22 protein-coding genes and 1 tRNA gene are annotated in these 17,806 nt (G+C 71.6%); 7 read left to right on the top strand and 16 right to left on the bottom strand.

Annotated features, from left to right (window positions below; all coding sequences use genetic code 11):
• Nucleotides 1-103: 103 nt before the first annotated feature.
• Nucleotides 104-844 carry a TerD family protein gene (locus tag ACZ518_RS18385; RefSeq protein WP_469114049.1) on the top strand — a complete coding sequence of 247 codons (741 nt, stop codon included), beginning with the start codon at nucleotides 104-106 and terminating at the stop codon, nucleotides 842-844.
• A gap of 78 nt (nucleotides 845-922) precedes the next feature.
• Here ACZ518_RS18385 and ACZ518_RS18380 read toward each other — a convergent pair whose 3' ends face one another.
• Nucleotides 923-1,705, bottom strand: coding sequence for a TerD family protein (locus ACZ518_RS18380; protein WP_469114048.1), 783 nt, complete (start codon nucleotides 1,703-1,705; stop codon nucleotides 923-925).
• A 194-nt stretch (nucleotides 1,706-1,899) separates the two neighbouring features.
• On the opposite strand from ACZ518_RS18380, the gene ACZ518_RS18375 reads away from it, so the two are divergent.
• The 4 genes from ACZ518_RS18375 to ACZ518_RS18360 are packed head-to-tail and all read left to right on the top strand — an operon-like array spanning nucleotide 1,900 to nucleotide 7,148.
• Nucleotides 1,900-3,075, top strand: a complete 1,176-nt coding sequence (locus ACZ518_RS18375; RefSeq protein ID WP_469114047.1) for an HpcH/HpaI aldolase/citrate lyase family protein — start codon at nucleotides 1,900-1,902, stop codon at nucleotides 3,073-3,075.
• 11 nt (nucleotides 3,076-3,086) lie between these two features.
• Nucleotides 3,087-5,621 (top strand): phosphoribosyltransferase, encoded by a 2,535-nt coding sequence (locus tag ACZ518_RS18370; RefSeq protein ID WP_469114046.1) that lies wholly within the window; start codon nucleotides 3,087-3,089, stop codon nucleotides 5,619-5,621.
• Complete coding sequence (locus ACZ518_RS18365) at nucleotides 5,618-6,451, top strand: HAD family hydrolase (protein ID WP_469114045.1); 834 nt, start codon at nucleotides 5,618-5,620, stop codon at nucleotides 6,449-6,451. Before ACZ518_RS18370 ends, ACZ518_RS18365 begins: the two co-directional genes overlap by 4 nt.
• A 37-nt stretch (nucleotides 6,452-6,488) precedes the next feature.
• A complete protein-coding gene (locus tag ACZ518_RS18360) occupies nucleotides 6,489-7,148 on the top strand; it encodes an O-methyltransferase (RefSeq protein ID WP_469114044.1) in 660 nt (219 codons plus the stop codon).
• 15 nt (nucleotides 7,149-7,163) lie between these two features.
• Here the strand turns inward: ACZ518_RS18360 and ACZ518_RS18355 are convergent, their stop codons facing one another.
• The 3 genes from ACZ518_RS18355 to ACZ518_RS18345 all read right to left on the bottom strand — a co-directional run bounded on the left by ACZ518_RS18355 (nucleotide 7,164) and on the right by ACZ518_RS18345 (nucleotide 9,418).
• Complete coding sequence (locus ACZ518_RS18355; protein ID WP_125816540.1) at nucleotides 7,164-7,376, bottom strand: FmdB family zinc ribbon protein; 213 nt, start codon at nucleotides 7,374-7,376, stop codon at nucleotides 7,164-7,166.
• Between the two features lie 9 nt (nucleotides 7,377-7,385).
• Complete coding sequence (locus tag ACZ518_RS18350; protein ID WP_469114439.1) at nucleotides 7,386-7,922, bottom strand: DUF4383 domain-containing protein; 537 nt, start codon at nucleotides 7,920-7,922, stop codon at nucleotides 7,386-7,388.
• Nucleotides 7,923-8,170: 248 nt separating this feature from the next.
• Nucleotides 8,171-9,418, bottom strand: coding sequence for a hypothetical protein (locus ACZ518_RS18345; protein WP_469114438.1), 1,248 nt, complete (start codon nucleotides 9,416-9,418; stop codon nucleotides 8,171-8,173).
• 103 nt (nucleotides 9,419-9,521) lie between these two features.
• Here ACZ518_RS18345 and ACZ518_RS18340 point away from each other — a divergent pair.
• Nucleotides 9,522-9,596: transfer RNA gene (locus ACZ518_RS18340), tRNA-Val, on the top strand.
• Nucleotides 9,597-9,794: 198 nt separating this feature from the next.
• Nucleotides 9,795-10,808: a NaeI family type II restriction endonuclease gene (locus ACZ518_RS18335; RefSeq protein ID WP_468622583.1), complete on the top strand. Its 1,014-nt coding sequence runs from the start codon at nucleotides 9,795-9,797 to the stop codon at nucleotides 10,806-10,808.
• 87 nt (nucleotides 10,809-10,895) lie between these two features.
• On the opposite strand, the gene ACZ518_RS18330 is transcribed toward ACZ518_RS18335, so the two are convergent.
• From ACZ518_RS18330 to ACZ518_RS18275, 12 genes are all read right to left on the bottom strand, one after another.
• Complete coding sequence (locus ACZ518_RS18330) at nucleotides 10,896-12,050, bottom strand: tyrosine-type recombinase/integrase (RefSeq protein WP_468622581.1); 1,155 nt, start codon at nucleotides 12,048-12,050, stop codon at nucleotides 10,896-10,898.
• Nucleotides 12,050-12,238: a helix-turn-helix domain-containing protein gene (locus ACZ518_RS18325; protein WP_344333450.1), complete on the bottom strand. Its 189-nt coding sequence runs from the start codon at nucleotides 12,236-12,238 to the stop codon at nucleotides 12,050-12,052. Before ACZ518_RS18325 ends, ACZ518_RS18330 begins: the two co-directional genes overlap by 1 nt.
• A complete protein-coding gene (repSA, locus tag ACZ518_RS18320; RefSeq protein ID WP_469114043.1) occupies nucleotides 12,235-13,638 on the bottom strand; it encodes a replication initiator protein RepSA in 1,404 nt (467 codons plus the stop codon). The genes ACZ518_RS18325 and repSA overlap by 4 nt, the downstream gene beginning before the upstream one ends.
• Nucleotides 13,635-14,300: a methyltransferase domain-containing protein gene (locus ACZ518_RS18315; protein ID WP_468622577.1), complete on the bottom strand. Its 666-nt coding sequence runs from the start codon at nucleotides 14,298-14,300 to the stop codon at nucleotides 13,635-13,637. The genes repSA and ACZ518_RS18315 overlap by 4 nt, the downstream gene beginning before the upstream one ends.
• Nucleotides 14,297-14,467 carry a hypothetical protein gene (locus ACZ518_RS18310; protein WP_468622575.1) on the bottom strand — a complete coding sequence of 57 codons (171 nt, stop codon included), beginning with the start codon at nucleotides 14,465-14,467 and terminating at the stop codon, nucleotides 14,297-14,299. Before ACZ518_RS18310 ends, ACZ518_RS18315 begins: the two co-directional genes overlap by 4 nt.
• 5 nt (nucleotides 14,468-14,472) lie before the next feature.
• The gene (locus tag ACZ518_RS18305) at nucleotides 14,473-14,652 is read right to left on the bottom strand and encodes a hypothetical protein (protein ID WP_468622574.1); all 180 of its coding nucleotides are present in this window, start codon (nucleotides 14,650-14,652) and stop codon (nucleotides 14,473-14,475) included.
• 95 nt (nucleotides 14,653-14,747) lie between these two features.
• Nucleotides 14,748-15,065: a SpdD-like protein gene (locus tag ACZ518_RS18300; protein ID WP_469114042.1), complete on the bottom strand. Its 318-nt coding sequence runs from the start codon at nucleotides 15,063-15,065 to the stop codon at nucleotides 14,748-14,750.
• A 12-nt stretch (nucleotides 15,066-15,077) separates the two neighbouring features.
• Nucleotides 15,078-15,233 carry a hypothetical protein gene (locus ACZ518_RS18295; protein ID WP_468622570.1) on the bottom strand — a complete coding sequence of 52 codons (156 nt, stop codon included), beginning with the start codon at nucleotides 15,231-15,233 and terminating at the stop codon, nucleotides 15,078-15,080.
• A gap of 21 nt (nucleotides 15,234-15,254) precedes the next feature.
• Nucleotides 15,255-15,443 carry a mobile element transfer protein gene (locus ACZ518_RS18290; protein WP_468622569.1) on the bottom strand — a complete coding sequence of 63 codons (189 nt, stop codon included), beginning with the start codon at nucleotides 15,441-15,443 and terminating at the stop codon, nucleotides 15,255-15,257.
• A gap of 16 nt (nucleotides 15,444-15,459) precedes the next feature.
• The gene (locus ACZ518_RS18285) at nucleotides 15,460-16,164 is read right to left on the bottom strand and encodes a DUF2637 domain-containing protein (protein WP_468622567.1); all 705 of its coding nucleotides are present in this window, start codon (nucleotides 16,162-16,164) and stop codon (nucleotides 15,460-15,462) included.
• Nucleotides 16,165-16,186: 22 nt separating this feature from the next.
• Nucleotides 16,187-16,378, bottom strand: a complete 192-nt coding sequence (locus tag ACZ518_RS18280) for a hypothetical protein (protein WP_468622565.1) — start codon at nucleotides 16,376-16,378, stop codon at nucleotides 16,187-16,189.
• 78 nt (nucleotides 16,379-16,456) lie between these two features.
• Nucleotides 16,457-17,806: an FtsK/SpoIIIE domain-containing protein gene (locus ACZ518_RS18275; RefSeq protein WP_468622563.1), complete on the bottom strand. Its 1,350-nt coding sequence runs from the start codon at nucleotides 17,804-17,806 to the stop codon at nucleotides 16,457-16,459.

Raw genomic sequence — 17,806 nt, 5'->3', positions numbered from 1 at the left:
CGGAACGCTTCCGGTAACGACGGGGCGGCCGCGCGGATCCACTGGACCGCGCGGCCGCCCCGCCGCATTCTCCGCTGCACGGACCGACCTGGGGGGTTGGAACATGGGGTTCTTCGACGGGATCAGGGGCGCTCGCGCCATGGGCTTCGACTCGGGCAACGCCTCGTCGAACGCCATCGAGCTCACCAAGCGGCAGCCCACGGTGTCGCTCACCAAACAGCAGGCCGTTCACGGCAACCTGCGCGTGAACCTCTCCTGGCGGATGCGCACCTCCGACTTCGGCGGCCGCTCCGGCCAGAGCGGGCAGCTCTTCCGGCACCCGTTCAAACTCTTCAAACCCGACATGGTGCAGGCCCACACCCAGGGCATGGTCAACGTGGACCTGGACATGGGCTGCCTCTACGAGCTGACCGACGGTACCCGGGGCGCCGTACAGCCCCTGGGCAACCTGCTCGGGGACCTCAACGACCCGCCGTACGTGAAGCTCAGCGGGGACGACCGGTTCGGCTCGGCCTCGGGGGAGACCCTCTACATCAACCTCGACCACGCCGACGAGATCAAACGGCTGCTGGTCTTCGTCTACATCTACGACCAGACCCCGGCCTTCGACCGGACCCACGCCCTGGTCACCCTGTACCCGACCGCCGGGCCCAGGATCGAGATCCCGCTGGACGAGCGGCACCCGCAGGCCCGCTCCTGCGCGGTCCTGTCCGTGGAGAAGGTCAAGGGCGAGCTGGTCGTGCGCCGCGAGGTGAAGTTCGTGTACGGGTTCCAGGCCGAGCTGGACCGGCTGTACGGCTGGGGGCTCCAGTGGGGCCGGGGCTACAAGAGCACCAAGGCCTGAAGCCGGGTGTGGTCCCCGGTCGGGGGCCGGGCACGGGCAGGGAAGGGGCCGGCGGGGGCCGGGCGGGCCCCCGCCCCGTCAGCGGCGGATGAACTGCGGACCCTGCACCGGCAGCCGGAACGACGGGTCCCCGCCCGGAGCCGGCACCGGGACCGGGGACACCGGCTGCGGGTACCCGTAGGCGGGCTGGGCGGCCGGCGGGGCCTGGGTGACCGGAGCCGCCGCCGGCGGGCGCATCGCGGCGGTCTGGTCGCCCCCGGGGGCGACGGCGGCGGCCGGGGCCGGCTCCGGGGCGGAGGCGGCCGCCTCGGCGGCGTTCTCGTCGACGGAGATCCCGTGGTCGGTGGCCAGCCCCACCAGGCCGTCGGAGTAGCCCTCGCCCAGTGCGCGGAACTTCCACCCCTCGCCCCGGCGGTACAGCTCCCCGCAGATCAGCGCCGTCTCGGCGCCGGTCTCCGGGCGGACGTCGAAGTGGGCCAGCGGCTCGGGAGCGCCGCCCGGAGTGGCGTCGTACAGCTGGATCCGCAGGTCGCGGACCTGCTCGAAGGGCACGTCCTCGGCGGAGGCCACCACCAGGACCCGGTCCACGGTCGGCGGCACCACCCGCAGGTCCGCCTGGACCGCGTCGGTGACCCCGTCACCCACCTGCTTCTTGCCCAGCCGCCACACGGACCCCGAGGGGTGCCGGGGCTGGTTGTAGAACACGAAGTCCTCGTCCGAGCGCACGCGCCCGTCCGCTCCCACGAGCAGCGCGGAGGCGTCCACGTCCGGCACCTCGGGTCCGGTGGTCCAGCGCAGCACCGCCCGGACCGCCGTGGCGGTCACCGGGATGTTGGAGCCCTTCTGCATCGCGTGCGTCATGCCCGTCATCCTGCCCTCCCGGGCCCGACCGGGACAATGCGGCCCCCCGTAGGGCCTTGTCCCGAACGCGAGAGCTGGGCATGGTGCAAGAGGGTTACCTGAACTTCATGTGCTTGAGGAACTCTTGACTCGCGTTCGTACGTACTATTACCGGCCACGCCAGTTGGGCCGCCGAGGCAGTACGGGGGAAGCACATGCGTCACTTCGGGCACATATCGCCCACCGTCCGCAGGGACCTCTTCCACCAGGAGCCGGCGGAGTTCGACCTGGCCTCCCCGGCCCGCACCCTGGCGGCCGCGCTCGGAGCCACCCTCTACAGCCCGGCCATCCGGCCCAGGCTGGCCGACGACATCCGCAAGCAGGCCGGCCGGGGCGTCGTCTCCATGGTCCTCTGCCTGGAGGATTCCATCAGCGACGCCGAGGTCGTGGACGGCGAGGAGAACCTCGTCCGGCAGTTCGCGGCCCTCGACGCCGACGGCCCCGGCCCCGCGGGGCTCCCGCTCCTCTTCATCCGCGTGCGCACCCCCGAGCAGATACCCGACCTCGTCCGGCGGCTCGGCGGCCACGTCCGGAACCTGGCCGGATTCGTACTACCGAAGTTCACCGAAAGCCGCGGAACGGCCTTCCTCGACGCAGTCGCCCACGCCGAGGCCGCCGCCGGACTGCCCCGCCTGTACGCCATGCCGGTCCTGGAGACCCCCGACCTCCTCCACCTGGAGACCCGCGTCGAGGCCCTCGCCGGCATCAAGCGCACCGTCAACCGCCACCGCGAGCGGGTCCTCGCCCTGCGCCTGGGCGTCACCGACTTCTGCTCCGTGTACGGACTGCGCCGCACCCCCGACATGACCGCCTACGACGTCCAGATCGTCGCCGGCGTCATCGCCGACGTGGTCAACGTCCTCAGCCGCGCCGACGGCACCGGCTTCACCGTCACCGGCCCCGTCTGGGAGTACTTCCGCAGCCAGCAGCGCCTCTTCAAGCCGCAGCTGCGCCGCAGCCCCTTCCTGGAGGAGGGCGTCGAGGAACTGCGCACCGCCCTGATCGAACACGACCTGGACGGCCTGCTCCGCGAGATCGAGCTCGACCGGGCCAACGGGCTGCTCGGCAAGACCTGCATCCACCCGGCCCACGTCACGCCGGTGCACGCGCTGTCGGTGGTCTCCCACGAGGAGTTCAGCGACGCCCAGGACATCCTGCGCCCCGAGCGCGGCGGCGGCGGAGTGATGCGCTCCGCCTATACGAACAAGATGAACGAGGTGAAGCCCCACCGGGCCTGGGCCGAGCGCACCATGCTGCGCGCCGAGGTCTTCGGTGTGGCGAAGGAGGAGGTCGGCTTCGTCGACCTCCTGACGGCCGGACTCCAGGTGTGAGCGGGCCGGCGATGACGAGGAAGGGCAAGACGATCGACACGCTGTGGTCGGGAACCTGGGTGGCCGAGCGGCTGGGCGTGGACCTCAGCGGAGCCGGCGGCGGCGCGTCGCCCGAGCTGAAGGAGCTGCTGGGGCTGGCACTGCGGCGCAACCCGAAGCGGGCCCACCTGCTGGTCTCGCAGGTGCTGGGCAAGCACGTCCCCCAGTCGCCCGAAGCCGTGTACGCGGCCGGCCACGGGCTCGGCGTCCGGGTCCGCGAGCTGCTCGGCGACTCCGCCGCCGACGCGGTGGTCCTCGGCTACGCGGAGACCGCCACCGGACTCGGCCACTGCGTCGCCGACGGCCTGGGACCCGCCCCCTACCTGCACTCCACGCGCCGCCCGGTGCCCGGGATGCGGCCCGCCGGCGGGTTCGAGGAGGCCCACTCGCACGCCACCTCGCACCTCCTGCTGCCCGAGGACCCCGCGCTGCTGGCGGGGGACGGCCCGCTGGTCCTCGTCGACGACGAGTTCTCCACCGGCAACACGGTCCTGAACACCATCCGCGACCTCCACGCCCGCCACCCGCGCGCGCACTACGTGGTCGTCGCCCTCGTGGACATGCGCTCCGCCGCCGACCGCGACCGGCTCACCGCCTTCGCCGCCGAGCTGGGCGCGCGCGTGGACCTGATCGCCCTGGCCAGCGGGACGGTCTCCCTCCCGGACGGGGTGCTGGAGAAGGGGCGGGCACTGGTCGAGGAGTACGAGGCGGGGGACGCCGTGGCCGCAGGCGGCGAGGTCGGCGAGGCCACAGGCGGCGAGGTCACCGGCGGTGCCTTCGCCGCCGGCGCGTCCCGCGCGGCGCGTCCGGCCACCCGGGTGTTGCTCGGCTGGCCCGCCGGGCTGCCGGACGGCGGCCGCCACGGCTTCACCGCCGCCCACCGCGAGGCGCTGGAGGCCGCCCTGCCCGCCATGGCCGCCCGGCTCGCCGACGCGCTGGGCGCGGAGCCCGGAAGGGTCCTCGTACTCGGCAACGAGGAGCTGATGTACGCGCCGCTGCGCCTCGCGCGGGCCCTGGAGGAATCCGGGACGGCCCGCGAGGTGCGGTTCTCCACCACCACCCGCTCGCCCGTCCTCGCCGTCGACGACCCCGGCTACGCCATCCGCACCCGGCTGGTCTTCCCCGCGCACGACGTCCCCGCCGACGGGCCCGGCGACCGCTACGCCTACAACGTCGCCGGTGCCGGCTTCGACACCGTCGTCGCCGTCGTCGACTCCGCCGGGGACACCCCCGAGCTGCACGCCGGGCTGCTGGCCCGGCTCGCCCCGCACACCGGCCGGGTCGTCCTGGCCGTCGTCCCGTCCTACACACCCGAAGACCGGCAGGAGCCGACCGTGACCGAGCCGCCGCTGCCCGAACCGCTGCGGGGGCCGGCCTTCTCCTCGTACGCCCCCGAGGACGTCGGCTGGCTCCTCCAGGACCTCTCGGACGTCCGGCTGGAGGCCCCGACCGAGGAACGCGAGGAGGCCATACAGGCGGGCGGCGCCCACTACGCCGAGTCCCTGCCCGTCGAGTACCAGCCCTCGCCGCAGTACCAGGAGCTCTACCGCAGCGCGCTCGACGCCTCGGCCGTCCGGATCGCCCGCGCCGTCGGCACCGTCACCGAGACCGTGCTCGCCGAGCGCTCCCCCTCACCCGTACTGGTCTCCCTGGCCCGCGCCGGCACGCCCGTCGGCGTACTGATGCGCCGCTGGGCCCGCGCCCGGCACGGGCTGGACCTGCCGCACTACGCCGTCTCCATCGTCCGCGGCCGGGGCATCGACGCCAACGCCCTGCGCTGGCTCGCCGCCCACCACGACCCCGCCGACGTCGTCTTCGTCGACGGCTGGACCGGCAAGGGCGCCATCACCCGCGAGCTGCGCGAGGCCCTCGCCGCCCATCAGCCGGAAGAAGGGGGCCCGGGCTTCGACCCGGAGATCGTCGTCCTCGCCGACCCCGGCTCCTGCGTCAAGACGTACGGCACCCGCGAGGACTTCCTGATCCCCTCCGCCTGCCTCAACTCCACCGTTTCCGGACTCGTCTCGCGTACGGTGCTCAGGTCCGACCTGGTCGGCCCCCAGGACTTCCACGGCGCGAAGTTCTACCGGGAGCTGGCCGGAGCCGATGTCTCCGCCGCCTTCGTCGACACCGTCGCCGCCCGCTTCGACGAGGTCGCGGACGCGGTCGCCGCCGAGGTGAAGGAGCTCCTCGCCGCCGACCGCACCCCGACCTGGGTGGGCTGGGCGGCGGTGGAGCGGATCAGCGAGGAGTACGGGATCCACGACGTGAACCTCGTCAAGCCCGGCGTCGGGGAGACGACGCGGGTGCTGCTGCGCCGCGTGCCGTGGAAGATCCTGGCCCAGCGCGGGGCCGGCTCCGACCTGGACCACGTACGCCTGCTCGCCGAGCAGCGCGGGGTACCGGTCGAGGAGGTCGACGGCCTTCCGTACACCTGTGTAGGACTCATCCACCCCCGCTTCACGCGCGGCGCCACGGGCGCCGACGGAAAGGCAGTGGCCTCCCAGTGACCCGCCAAGAGACCGTCCTCGTAGCCAGTGACCTCGACCGTACGCTCATCTACTCGTCGGCCGCCCTGGCCCTGACCATGCCGGACCCGGAGGCCCCCCGGCTGCTGTGCGTCGAGGTGCACGAGGGCAAGCCGCTGTCCTACATGACGGAAACGGCGGCGGCGCTGCTCGCGGAACTGGCCGCCGACCCGGCGGCGGTCTTCGTCCCCACCACCACCCGCACCCGCAAGCAGTACCAGCGGATCCGCTTCCCCGGCCCCCCGGCTCGGTACGCCATCTGCGCGAACGGCGGCCAGCTGCTGGTGGACGGGGTCCCGGACCGGGACTGGCGGCGCGCGGTGGCCGGACGACTCGCGGCGGAGTGCGCCCCTCTGGAGGAGGTGCACCAGCACCTGCTGGCCGTGTCCGACCCGGTGTGGCTGCGCAAGGCGCGCCTGGCCGAGGACCTCTTCGCGTACCTGGTCGTCGAGCGGGCGCTGGTGCCCGACGAGTGGCTGAAGGCCCTGACGGAGTGGGCGGAGGCCCGCGGCTGGACGGTCTCCCTCCAGGGCCGCAAGATCTACGCCGTCCCGCGCCCGCTCACCAAGAGCGCCGCGATGCGCGAGGTCGCCCGCCGCACCGGAGCGGCCACCACCCTCGCCGCCGGCGACTCCCTGCTCGACGCCGACCTGCTGCTCGCGGCCGACCGGGCCTGGCAGCCGGGGCACGGCGAGCTGGCCGACGCGGGCTGGACCGCCCCCACGGTGACGGCGCTGAGCACGGCCGGAGTCCTGGCGGGCGAGGAGATCGTCCGGGAGTTCGTCCGGGCGGTCGGCACACCGGCCGCATGACCCGCGGGCTGCCCCGGGCGGTTGGCACACTGACCGCATGACCAAGGGCAACAGCACCAAGATCACCGACGAGCTCTACCAGTACGTCCTCGCCCACAACCCCCCGCTGGACGAGATCCAGCGGGGGCTGGTGCGGACCACCTGGGAGAAGTTCCCCGAGTCGGCAGGCATGCAGTCCGCGGAGGAACAGGGACCGCTGCTGGCTTTCCTGGTCCGGCTGACCGGCGCCCGCCACATCGTGGAGGTCGGCACCTTCACCGGGTTCTCGGCCCTGTCCATGGCCCAGGCCCTCCCGACCGACGGCCGCCTGATCGCCTGCGACGTCTCGCAGGAGTGGACCGCGTACGGCCGCCAGGCCTGGGAGGCGGCCGGCGTCGCGGACCGGATCGACCTGCGCATCGCCCCGGCGCTGGAGACGCTGCGCGCCATGCCGGCGGAACCGCACATCGACATGGCGTACGTCGACGCGGACAAGGAGAACCAGATCCTCTACTGGGAGGAACTGGTGCCGAGGCTGCGCCCGGGCGGTCTGATCGTCACCGACAACACCCTGTTCCACGGCACCGTCCTCGACGAGTCGCCGCAGAGCAGGGGGGCGAGCGTCCGCGCGTTCAACGAGCACGCCATGGCCGACACCCGCATGGACTCCGTCCTGCTGGCGATCTCGGACGGCCTCACCCTCTCGCGCAAGCGCTGAGGCGTTCCGGGTCCGTCAGCCGCAGCCGCCCCCGCCGCAGCAGCCGCCCCCGCCGGCGGGCGCGGCCGCGGGGGCGCTGCTGGTCCCGCCGACGGCGACGGCGGAGAGCAGCTTGACGGTGTCGGCGTGCCCGGCGGGGCAGTCGGCGGGCGCGGACGACTCGGCCATCGGCCGGCTGACCTCAAAGGTGTCGTCGCAGGTCCGGCAGCGGTATTCGTAACGAGGCATGCGCACAGGCTACGCAGTGCGGTGCCCGGACCGGAATCCCTCGCGGACCCGGGTCTCGCGCGCCGCCTGTTCCGGGTGGCGGGCGCGCCAGTAGGGATTGTCGTGCGGCAGGGCGCTGCCCACCCGCCCGTACATCCCGAACCACATCAGCATCACGCCGACGACGAAGCTGAACAGCACGTTCTGGATGTGGAACGCCAGGAAGTTCAGGCCGGTGTCCAGCAGGGCGAGGTTGACGAACCCGCTCACGATGAAGGCGATGCCGAGCACGATGTTCAGGGTGGAGGCGAAGGTTCCGCCGATCACCATCCCGGCGAACAGCAGCGCGCCGATACAGATCGACAGGACGCTCAGCGCCCCGTTCGTGTTCAGGGCGAGCACCGTGTCGCCGCCCGTGTCGAAGAAGCCGATCCGGTCGATCAGCCCCAGGATGCCGAACGCCACCAGCAGCAGCCCGGTCAGGCCCGCGCCGACCCGGTACACCCTGCTGAGCTTGTGGTCGGTGGGCAGGTGCTCGTTCAGCCGGGCGTTGACCGGGTGCAGCATCCGCTCCACCAGGCGCGGCCCCTGCCGCTCCGGCGGCGGCCCGTACGGCTCGTACGGCTCGTGGGGCACGTAGGGCGCGTAGTGCTCGTGGGGCTCGGTGCACCCGTACGCCGCGTGCGCCACATACGGCTCGTGGGGTACGGGGGGAGCCTCCCGCCGCGTGCGGGGCCGGTGGAAAGCGTGGGCAGCCATGGCGCCCTCCTCAGTCCGCTGTTCCGTTCCAGCATCCGCCGCCGCCCGCGCCCTGGCTACCCCACGGCGCGCTGGTCGCGGATGTCCGACACCACCCGGCCCACCGCCGCCCGGACCTCCTCCAGCTCCTGGAGGAAGTGCCAGTAGTCCGGGTGCCGCCCCTCCAGCCCGGCCAGCGCCCGCTCCATCCGCGCCACCGACTCGTCCAGCGGGCGGGCGTGCCGCGGATCGGGCACGCTCCGGCCGGCCATCGCCAGCCGCTGCGCGTCCCGGATCGCGAAGCGGGTCCGCTCCACCTCGGCCTTCGGGTCCCGCGCCACCGCCTCCAGCCGCGTCAGCCGGTCCTGTGCGGCCGACACCGCCTCGTCGGTGGCGTCCAGCGCGGCCCGCACCGCCTCGACCAGTGCCGTTACGTCGGCCCAGCGCTGTTCCTGCCGCGCCCGGGCAGCCTCCCCCAGCCGGTCCTCCGCCTGCGCGACGTCCCGTACCGCCTGGTCGGGGACGTGCTGGAGGTCCTGCCAGCAGGCCGCACTGAACCGGCGCCTCAGTTCGCTGAGGACCGGATCCACCCGATCCGCCCGGTTGCGCAGCGCCTGCGCCCGGGTCCGCAGGCTCACGAGCCGCCGGTCGATCTCCGCGGCCCGCTCCGGCAGCCGCGCCGCCTCGGCCCGCACGCCCTCCGCGTCCCGCAGGATCCGGTCGGCACGCTGCACGGTCTCCTGCACCCCGTGCAGGGCCGCACCCTGGTTCAGCTTCGTCAGCTCCGGCCCCAGCGCCGCGAGCCGCGCCGCCAGGTCGTCGGCCCGCATCCCCTGGGCCCGCACCGCGTCCAGCGCCTCACTCGCCGCCAGTAGCGCGGCCCTCGCCCGCTCCCGCGCCGGCGCGACCCGCGCCAGCTGCGTCTCCGCCTTGTCCAGCAGCGGCTGCAACCCCTGCGCGAACCGCTCCAGCTCCCCCTTGACCCGCACCAGCTCGTCCCGCGCCCGGGTCAGCTGCTGCCGCGCCTGCGCGGCGACGGAGCCCTCCAGGTCGACCCGGTCCAGGTCGTGCGCGTCGACGGCCTCGATGTAGGTGTGGCTGACCTCGTCGATGCGCCGCCCGAGTGCCGCGAACCCCTCGGCGGCCTGCCGCGCCGCGGGAGACCCGTCGGCGGCGGAGATGGTCTCGATGGAGATCCGCAGATCCCGCTGCGCGGTGTCCAGCTCGTAGAACGCGGCCGCGGCGGCATCCTTCGCCGCCTGCGCATCCGCCCGCCGACCCTCGTCCCGCCCGCCGAACCACCGCCGGGATGCCGTCGTCACAATCCCTCTCCCGTACCCCGTCCACCCGTGCCCCGGTCCATTCTCCCCCAAGGGAACGGGATTGCGTGGGGGGTCTGCCCTGCATGTAGGCTGTCCACTCGTCCACGGGTGTGTAGCTCAGGGGTAGAGCGCTGCTCTTACAAAGCAGATGTCGGCGGTTCGAAACCGTCCACGCCCACCAGCAAGAAGACCCCCAACCGATCATGGTTGGGGGTCTTCTGCATCCACGGCTGACATCAACGGGGACGGGCAGGGATAGCCCAGCGACCCCCGCGGAGACTCAAGCCGCCGGCGATGCGCCCCGGACCAGATCAGCCAGCCCCCCTGCCGGGGCAGAAGAATAGCCCCTTGGCTGGCCAGCGCGGGGCCTAGGATCACAGTGGAAGATCATCCGCTGCTAGGGGGGACTGTGCCGGACGGGTTTCTTTTTGATGTGGCAGGGGATTCTGCTGCCGCATCCAATTTGGCTGGGGCTAGCGCGGACTCTGATTCGGCGCTGGATGAAGTGGTAGCGGCCATTAAAGAGAAAGGTCGGGGAAGCCTCTCTGATCGATTTGGTCAGGTATTCCGGAGATCCGTTGATGAGATCTTGGATGGCCGACGCACTCAGCGCTACAACTTTCTTGATGGCAAGGTGTCTAACGTCGAGCGATCGTATCTTGGCGCCAAGGCTGAGATTCTTGCGCGGGAAGAATTTGATTTCGGTCATGGAGTTGACCTTGACTATCTGATCGCGGGCCATGAGGTTGACGCCAAGTTCAGCGCGGCCGGCGAGTGGATGATTGCGCCAAAGAACGTGGAAAAAATATGCCTGGTGATGCAGGCGTCTGAGGACAGTTCCAGATTCAGTGTCGGGGTGGTGCGAGCCCGGGCGGATCTGCTCAGGCCGGGGGCTACCCGTGACAGCAAGAGGTCGTTCCGGGCGGCTGGCAAGTCATCCATCAGGTGGCTGGTCAGAGAGGCCGAGTACCCGCGCAACCAGCTCATGGAGCTGCGTCGAGCAGACCTCAACGCGGTGAATGCCATATTCGCCTCTTCGAGCAGTGGGCAGAAGCGCGTCAATGAGCTTTTCCGCCGCCTGCAGAAGACGCTGGTAAACCGCACAACGGTTCAGACGGTGGCCTCCCAGGAAGACAGCTCCAAGAGAGTGCGTGATGCCAGACTGGATCTCCGTGAGGACGGGATTCTCATCCTCGGGTATCAGCGGCAGCATAGAGAGATCGCAGAGGCTTTGGGTCTGCCCGGCGTCAGTCAGGGCGAATGGGTGTCTGTGCGGGTGTGTCCTGCGGAAGTCGGAAATGTGCAGCCAAGTTACCCGATTGATGGGGTGGAGTACCGGATAGCGGGACAGGGTGATCGACCTCATGAAGCTCCCGAAATCCCGCGAGAGTAGATCTGTTTTGTGGCTGCCCCGCTAAATGTCTTGAGGGCCTCGGCCTGAGTAGGTCGAGGCCCTCAAGGGTGTTCGGATAGGGGGATATCAGCCTCTGGCAGGCTGGTGCCTGAGGAGCCGGTCTATGTGTCCGATAGCCTCGCGCTGGGTGTCCTGGACGACGTGGGTGTACACGTTCATCGTCACGGCGATCTGCGAGTGCCCGAGGATCTCCATCACGACCCGGGGCGGTACGCCGGCGGCAGTCAGCAGCGTCGCAGTCCCGTGCCGGGCGTCGTGCAGCCGGATCACCCGCAGCCCGGAGTCCTTGGCCACGCGGGTGAACGACCGGTACACATTGCGCGGCTCGATCGGCCGCCCGGTCCGGGTGGTGAAGACGTACCCGGTCTCCTGCCAGGAGTCGCCCGCCTTCGCGCGTTGGGCCGCCTGCTTCATTCGCTGCCAGCGAAGGGGAGCGACGCAGATCCCGGGCAGCGGCAGCGTCTGCCGGCGCCGACGACCCTTGGGATCGTCCTCGTACGCCTCTCCGCCGACCCGTTGCCGCTGTGTCCGCACGCGGATCTCCCGCTTGTCGAGATCCACGTTCTCCCAGCGCAGACCGGCTATCTCCCCGCGCCGGAAGCCGAGCGCGATGGCGATCACGAACGCCGGGTACAGCGGGTCCGCCCGCGCGGCAGCCAAGAAGTCCAGCGTCTCCTGGAGGCTCCAGGGGTCCATCTCCGGCGAGTCGACCTTGGGCGGTTCCACCAGGGTGGCCACGTTCCGGCTCACCAGCTCTTCACGGCACGCCGCGGTGAGGGCGGTCCGCAGAACCCGGTGCGACTCCTTGGCCGTCGCCGCGCTTGTCTTCTTCTGCAACTGCGCCAGGGCCCGCCGGACATCGGCCACGCTCATCGACTCCAGACGCTTCGAGCCGAGCAGCGGGACGAGGTAAAGCCGCACGTGGATCTCGTACTTGGCAAAGGTGGTGCGCTTGCGGTGAGGCTTCACGACGTTGTCGAGCCAGTACGGCAGCCACTCGGAGAGCTTGGCTGAACGAGTGGGCACGGGCACGCCCTGGTCCACCTTGGCGAGCAGTTCCCGGCGCTTCACGTCGCACTCGGCCCAGGTCTTGCCGTAGGCGAACTTCCGGGCGCGGGTTCCGTCGGGCTGGAGGACGTAGACGGCTGCCTGGAACCGTCCGTCCTTGCGCTGGGTGATGGTCCCGGCGCCGTTGGGGTTGCGCTTGCGCTGGGTCGCCATCAGGCAGCCTCCTCGATCTCGTGGTCGATGAACTCCCGGACGGCGTCAGCCGGGATCCGGCGGGCCCGGCCGATGGTGATGGAGACGAGCCTTCGCGAGCGGATCAGGTCGTAGACGGTCGAGCGCCCGAGCTTGAGCCGCTGCATGACCTCGGGCACGGTCAGCAGTTCGGCGGTCGCGGTGGTCAGGACACGTCTCCTTCCAGGGCGAGCTGGTCGTGTAGGCCTTCGCGGGCGATCTCGCGGTTGTGCTGGATGTCGCGGCGGATGTTGGCGGCGAGCCAGGACTCACCGGGGGTGTGGCCGTGGCCGGCGTAGGACCAGTGGGCGATGACGAGGAGGGTGGCTTCCGGGTTCTCGTCGGGGTCGGGCAGGCCGAGGGATGCGCGTTGCTGGGCGGCGCGGTAGTCGGCGCGGATCTGGCGTAAGGCGCCGAGGGTGGTGGAGTAGCGGCGGGACTTGGTGGAGAAGTGGCCGCGGAAGCCGAGCATGTGAGCCCAGGCCCTCAGTCGCCGGTCGGGGTAGGCGCGGTCGAGGTCCATGCAGGCTTCCATGAGCCGACGGGGGTGGTCGGGGACGCCGAGGAGGACGAGTGCCTCCTTGTTGCCGACGGGGTGGTCGACGGTGCCGGTGGTCTCGGCGGCTTTGGTGGCGTACTTGGCGACGTAGGAGGCGACCGCCTGTTCCGTCAGCTCTTCGCCGTTCCCGAAGGCGCCGATGGGCTGGACGTCGAGCTGCTCGCCCCACCGCAGCTCCCACTCGTCCGCGATCCCGTGGTCCGGGGCGGCAGGGACGACGACGCGGACGCGGGCGGCTGCGGCCCGGATGGAGTCCGTGAGGAGATCGAGCGTCGCCCAGGCGGGCGGCGGGGACTCGGGCCCGTCGGGTCCGTCGAAGCGGATGACGGCGTGGAAGTGGACGGCCCCGCGCTTCTGGTACTCGGCGACCTTGCCGAAGGAGACCCGGGACTGTTCGCGGGCGGCCTTCTGGGTGAGGCCGGCGCGGGCGGCGATCTCGCGGCGGAGGTAGATCGTGAAGTAGCGCCACAGCTCGGAGGCGTGGTTGTTCCACAGCACCGCACCCGCGTAGTCGTAGCCGTCCGGGTCGAGCGGGGTCCCCAGCTCGGGCGCGTCCTCGGTATGCCGGACGCCGCAGCGGCAGGGGCGGGCGCCGGGGCGGTTGTGGACGGGGCCGAAGGACGGGGCGGTGAGGGTGGCGAAGACGCGGGGATGGTCGCGGATCGTCTCGGGGGTGCCCTTGGCCCGGTCGCCGACGAGTCCGGCGCGGATGAGGTGGTAGGTGTCGCCGGCGTAGGTCCAGGCACAGGCCGGGCAGCGGGAGGCGCGGCGGTTGCCGCAGGCGACGCGCAGGACGCCGCCGGGTTCGGTGTCGGTGGTGTAGGCGTGGAGCACGGTCTTGGTGGCGGGGTCGAGGAGCTTGGTGCCGCCGGACAGTCGGATGGGGGCGGCGCAGCCGCCGGTGCGGCGGATCTGCTCGGTCAGGCGGTCGAAACCGGGAGCCCCGGCCACCCGAAGCAGGTCGCTCAGGGTGGCCGGGTCCAGGCCCGCCAGGGTGGCGGCATCGGTCACGCAGCCACCTCCAGGAGGGAGGCGAGCAGGGCGGTGCCGATGTGTTCGGTGTAGGCCGGCGGGATGCACTCGCGGATCCCGTCGCGGTTCATCCAGGGGACGCCCATGTCGGTGCGGGCTTCCTGGACGCCGGAGAAGTTGCCGACGTAGTGGGCGAAGTGGCCCTCGGCGCGGGGGCGGCCCATCTTGGTCAGGGGCGCGGTGTGGGGGCGGTGGCGGGGCTGGGTGAGGGCGAAGCCTCCGCCGGTCTCGAACAGCCGGTGGCGGTAGGTCCGCATCCCGAACGCGGCCGCGCACAGGGTGACAGGGGTACGCAGCTGGGATGCGGCGTCTTCGACGTTCTCGATCACCCAGGGGCGGCCGGTGGCTTCGAGCGCGGCGCGGACGGGGGCGATGAGGTCGGGGTGGGTGCGGTTCTGGATGCGCTGGGCGAGGGTGTAGCGCTGGCAGGGCGGGGAGGCGTGGATGAAGTCGAACTCAGGGCCGTGCTCGTAGACGTACTCGATCGCGTCGGCCTGGACGAAGTCGAAGGGGTAGCGGGGCTGGGGGGCGAGGTCGACGCCGGTGACGTCGAAGCCGGCGAGGTGGTAGCCCATGCCCGCTCCGCCCTGGCAGCAGAACAGGTCCAGCACCTTCAGGCCGTTGGGGAGGGCGGTGTTCACTGGCCGTCCTCCTTCGTGGGGTGGTTGTCGATCCACTCCTCGGCGCACACCTTGTGGACGGGCTTGCCCCGGTCGGAGCGAAGCGGGGTGGGCTTGGTGCAGATCACGCAGGGCTTGTCGCCGGTGTGGTCGAAGTGCTCGGGCGAGCGCCAGTCGAGGAGAGCCACAGCCGTCACCTCCCGACGCGGACGCGGGCGGCGGGGACGGTGTGGCCCAGGCCTCGGCAGGCGGGGCAGTGGACGGGGATGGTGTCCCGGGTGCCGCTGGCGGTGAGCAGGCCGGTGGTGATGGTGGCGGTGGCGAAGCCGTCGCAGTGGTGGCAGACGCGCGGGGCAGGGGTGTGCTCGGGCATGATGAAGCTCTCCCTTTCGGGTCCGTTGGATCTGGGATGGGTGCAGGCGCCCGGGGCGGCGGAAGTTTGGCGACCGAGGCCGCCCCGGGGGCCGTTCAGTGCTTGTGCAGGTCCTTGATGAGCAGGCGCAGGACCACCGCGATCAGGGCGATGGAGACGCCGGTGATGGCGACGGCGAGGAGCATCGAGACGAGGACGGCGCCGACGACCAGGACCGCGGCACCGCCGCCGGCGGCGAGGGCGAGAACGCTGCCGGGGGTGAGCTGGACCGTGGGCCGGGTCGGGGCGGCCGGCGGGGCGACCATGGGCGAGGACTGGTGGCGGGACTCGACGCCGGTGGTGGGGGCGGTCTGGGTAAGCGGGGTGACGATGCCGGTCGGGAGCGGGTTGACCGGGATGTGCGGTCGGAACATGGCGGTGTCTCCCTACTTGGTGATGGGGTCGGCGATCGGGGCGAGGAAGCTGTCGGCGAGGAGGTAGCCGCCGAGGAGGATCACGGCGACAAGCCACCAGGGCGGGCGGATGAGCTTGATGCCGAGGGCGCCGACGACGATCAGGGCGAGCCAGAGCGGGACGTCCATGACGTGGGTCTCCTTCGCGGGTCAGCGCGGGTTGCAGCGGTGGGTGCGGGCGGCGAGTTCAGCGGCGGCGCGGCTGGAGTAGTCGGCGGAGAAGCCGCACTCGGGGGCGGTGCAGGCGGCGGTGTGCTTGGCACGGCCAAGGCCGTCGCGGTAGGTGCCGACGCGGACGGGTCCGATGCGGATCACGTTGTAGAAGTGCTTCGGGCGCATGGGTGGCGATCTCCTGTCAGGCGAGTTGGAGGGCGATCGAGTCCGCGAGCGCGGCCGGGACACCGAGACGGGTCCGGAGGGTCGTCGCGTCGATCGGGGCGCCGGTCTGGACGCGGTGGGCGTCCGCGATCTTCCGGGCGTGATCGAGCAGCGCAGGCGGAACGGCCACAGCGGTAGCGGGGGGCGCAGGTTTGGCGACGGGAGTAAGTTCCGCTGGGGCTTCTTCGTCCGGTTCTTCCGGGGCGGGTTCGGCCGGCGGAAGTTCGGTGGCCGGTTCCGGGATCCGCTCCACGGTGAGTTCCGGCTCAGGTTCGCTGTGAGGCCGATCCAGGGGCTCCGGTTCCGGCACCTTCGGCTCTGGTGCCGGGCTGTGGGCGAGGAGGGTGCCGCCGAGGAAGGCGAGGGCGGGCCATCCGGCGACGAGGATGCGCAGCCAGGCCGGGACGTTCTGGAGGTCGAGGAGCCCGGCGGTGGCGATGTTGGCGCCGAGTGAGGCGATGAGGGCGATGGCGAACCACAGCCAGGCATCGCGGTTCTCGACGTCGGTGCGCATTCGGCGCCAGGCGGCGACCAACAGGAGGTCGACGCTGACCGGGTAGGCCCAGGCCTTCCAGCCGTCCTGCCCGGCAGCGGCGGCGAGGTCGTGGAGGTGGGCGAAGGACAGGGCCCCGGCGATGACGGCTTGGATGAGTACGGCGTCGAAGCGGAGGGTGCGTAACACGAGGCCGTCTCCTTCCTGGGGGTTAGGCGGTGCCGGTGCCGAGGCAGTCCAGGCACAGCGCGGTCTGGGTGGCGTCGATCTCCCGGCGCTTGCGCCCCACCCGGACCGTCGTCGTGGTCTCCCCAGTGCCGGAGCAGGTGCCGCAGGACGGCGGGGTGGACGCGGGCTTGGACGTACGGCGACGCGGGCCCGGGGGCTTCTTCGTGGCGGACATGGGGTTCCCTTCGGATTCGGGCATGGGTCGGGTAGGGACCTGGCGTGAGACGGTCACGCCAACCGAGGGGATAAGGGATCAGTCTGTCGCTGGAATCGGCTTCACCAGCGGAACGGACCCGTTCGCCGCGGCTTCGGCGGGGAGCACCGGCCGGTACGGGGCGAGGGCCGGAAGGTCCGGGGTCAGGTAGGCGTACTGCGTGCAGATCTCACCGGCTTCGTCCGCGCTCAGTTCGGGGGTGCGGATGCGGGACCAGCCGCCGGAGGAGTCGCCGGCCACGGCGACGCCGGGGCGGTCGGGCGGGATCGTGGTCACCGCGATCACCGCGTCCGGGGCAATGTCGCCGAGGCCCATGTCGGCGGTCTGTTTGTCGTTGACGCGGTGGACGACGCGGCCGGTGAGCTGGGCGCGGAGCGTGGTGGCGCCCTTGCCGAGGTCGGAGCCGAAGCGCTGGCCGCAGATCTCCAGGTAGATTCCGGCGGCGCGGGCCATCTGCCCGAGCCGGATCATCTGCGTGACCATCCGGTCCCGGCGTTCCTCGTCCTTCTTTCCGGCGACGAGGAACAGTTCCGCGATCTCGTCCACCAGCAGCACGACCGGCACCGGCCGGACCTCTTCGGGCAGCCCCCAGATGTCGGCGGCCCCGTACTCGCTCAGCAGGTCGAATCGGGTCTCCATGTCGTCCACGAGCGCGTCCAGAACCCCCGCGGCTTCGTCCGGCGTCACCGCGAGAGCCGACAGGCGCGGGGCGTAACGCCGCTGCTCGACCCCGCGCTTGCAGTCGATGCCGACGAGGGCGACCGGCAGCCGGGCAAGGCCGGCAACGAGGTTGCGCTGATACATGGACTTGCCCGACTGGTTGGCGCCGAGCGTCAGGGCGTGGGGGACCTTGAGGTAGTCCCGGACGAACGCGGTGCCGTCCTCCCGCAGCGCGACCGCCACCGTCATCGGCCCGGAAGGCAGGCGGCGCGGCATCCTCACCCGCTGGAGCACGTCGTAGCCAGTCATCCGCAGCTCGACAAACCCGGGCCGGACCTCGATCACGTTGACCGAGCGGACGCCCCAGGCGTGCCGCAGCCGTTCCGAGGCCGCCATCACGTCGGCGGGCTCCAGTCCGGCCGGCAGCCGCAGGGTGACCCGCATCCCGGTCGCGGAGGGACGGACGCGGCGGACCCGAGGCGGGACGGGCTGGACGTCACCGTGCCGGGTGACGTTGCGGACCAGGAACGCCCGCAGGCGCGACGGCTGCACTGTCAGCCCGCACACGTCCATCGTGGAGCGATACGTCACCGCGAACCGCACCCGCGCCACCGGCAACCCCACTAGCGACCAGTACACGCGCGGCGCGCGGGCCTTCGCGTAGCGGAGGCCTCCACCGGCCCCGGCCAGGGGGACGGCGACGTCCCATAAGGTCGTCAGGTCAGCCAC

It is taken from the genome of Streptomyces sp. NPDC033966, assembly GCF_055575955.1.
Note: the sequence above shows the minus strand (reverse complement) of the source record. Positions and strands in the feature narration are given on the sequence as shown.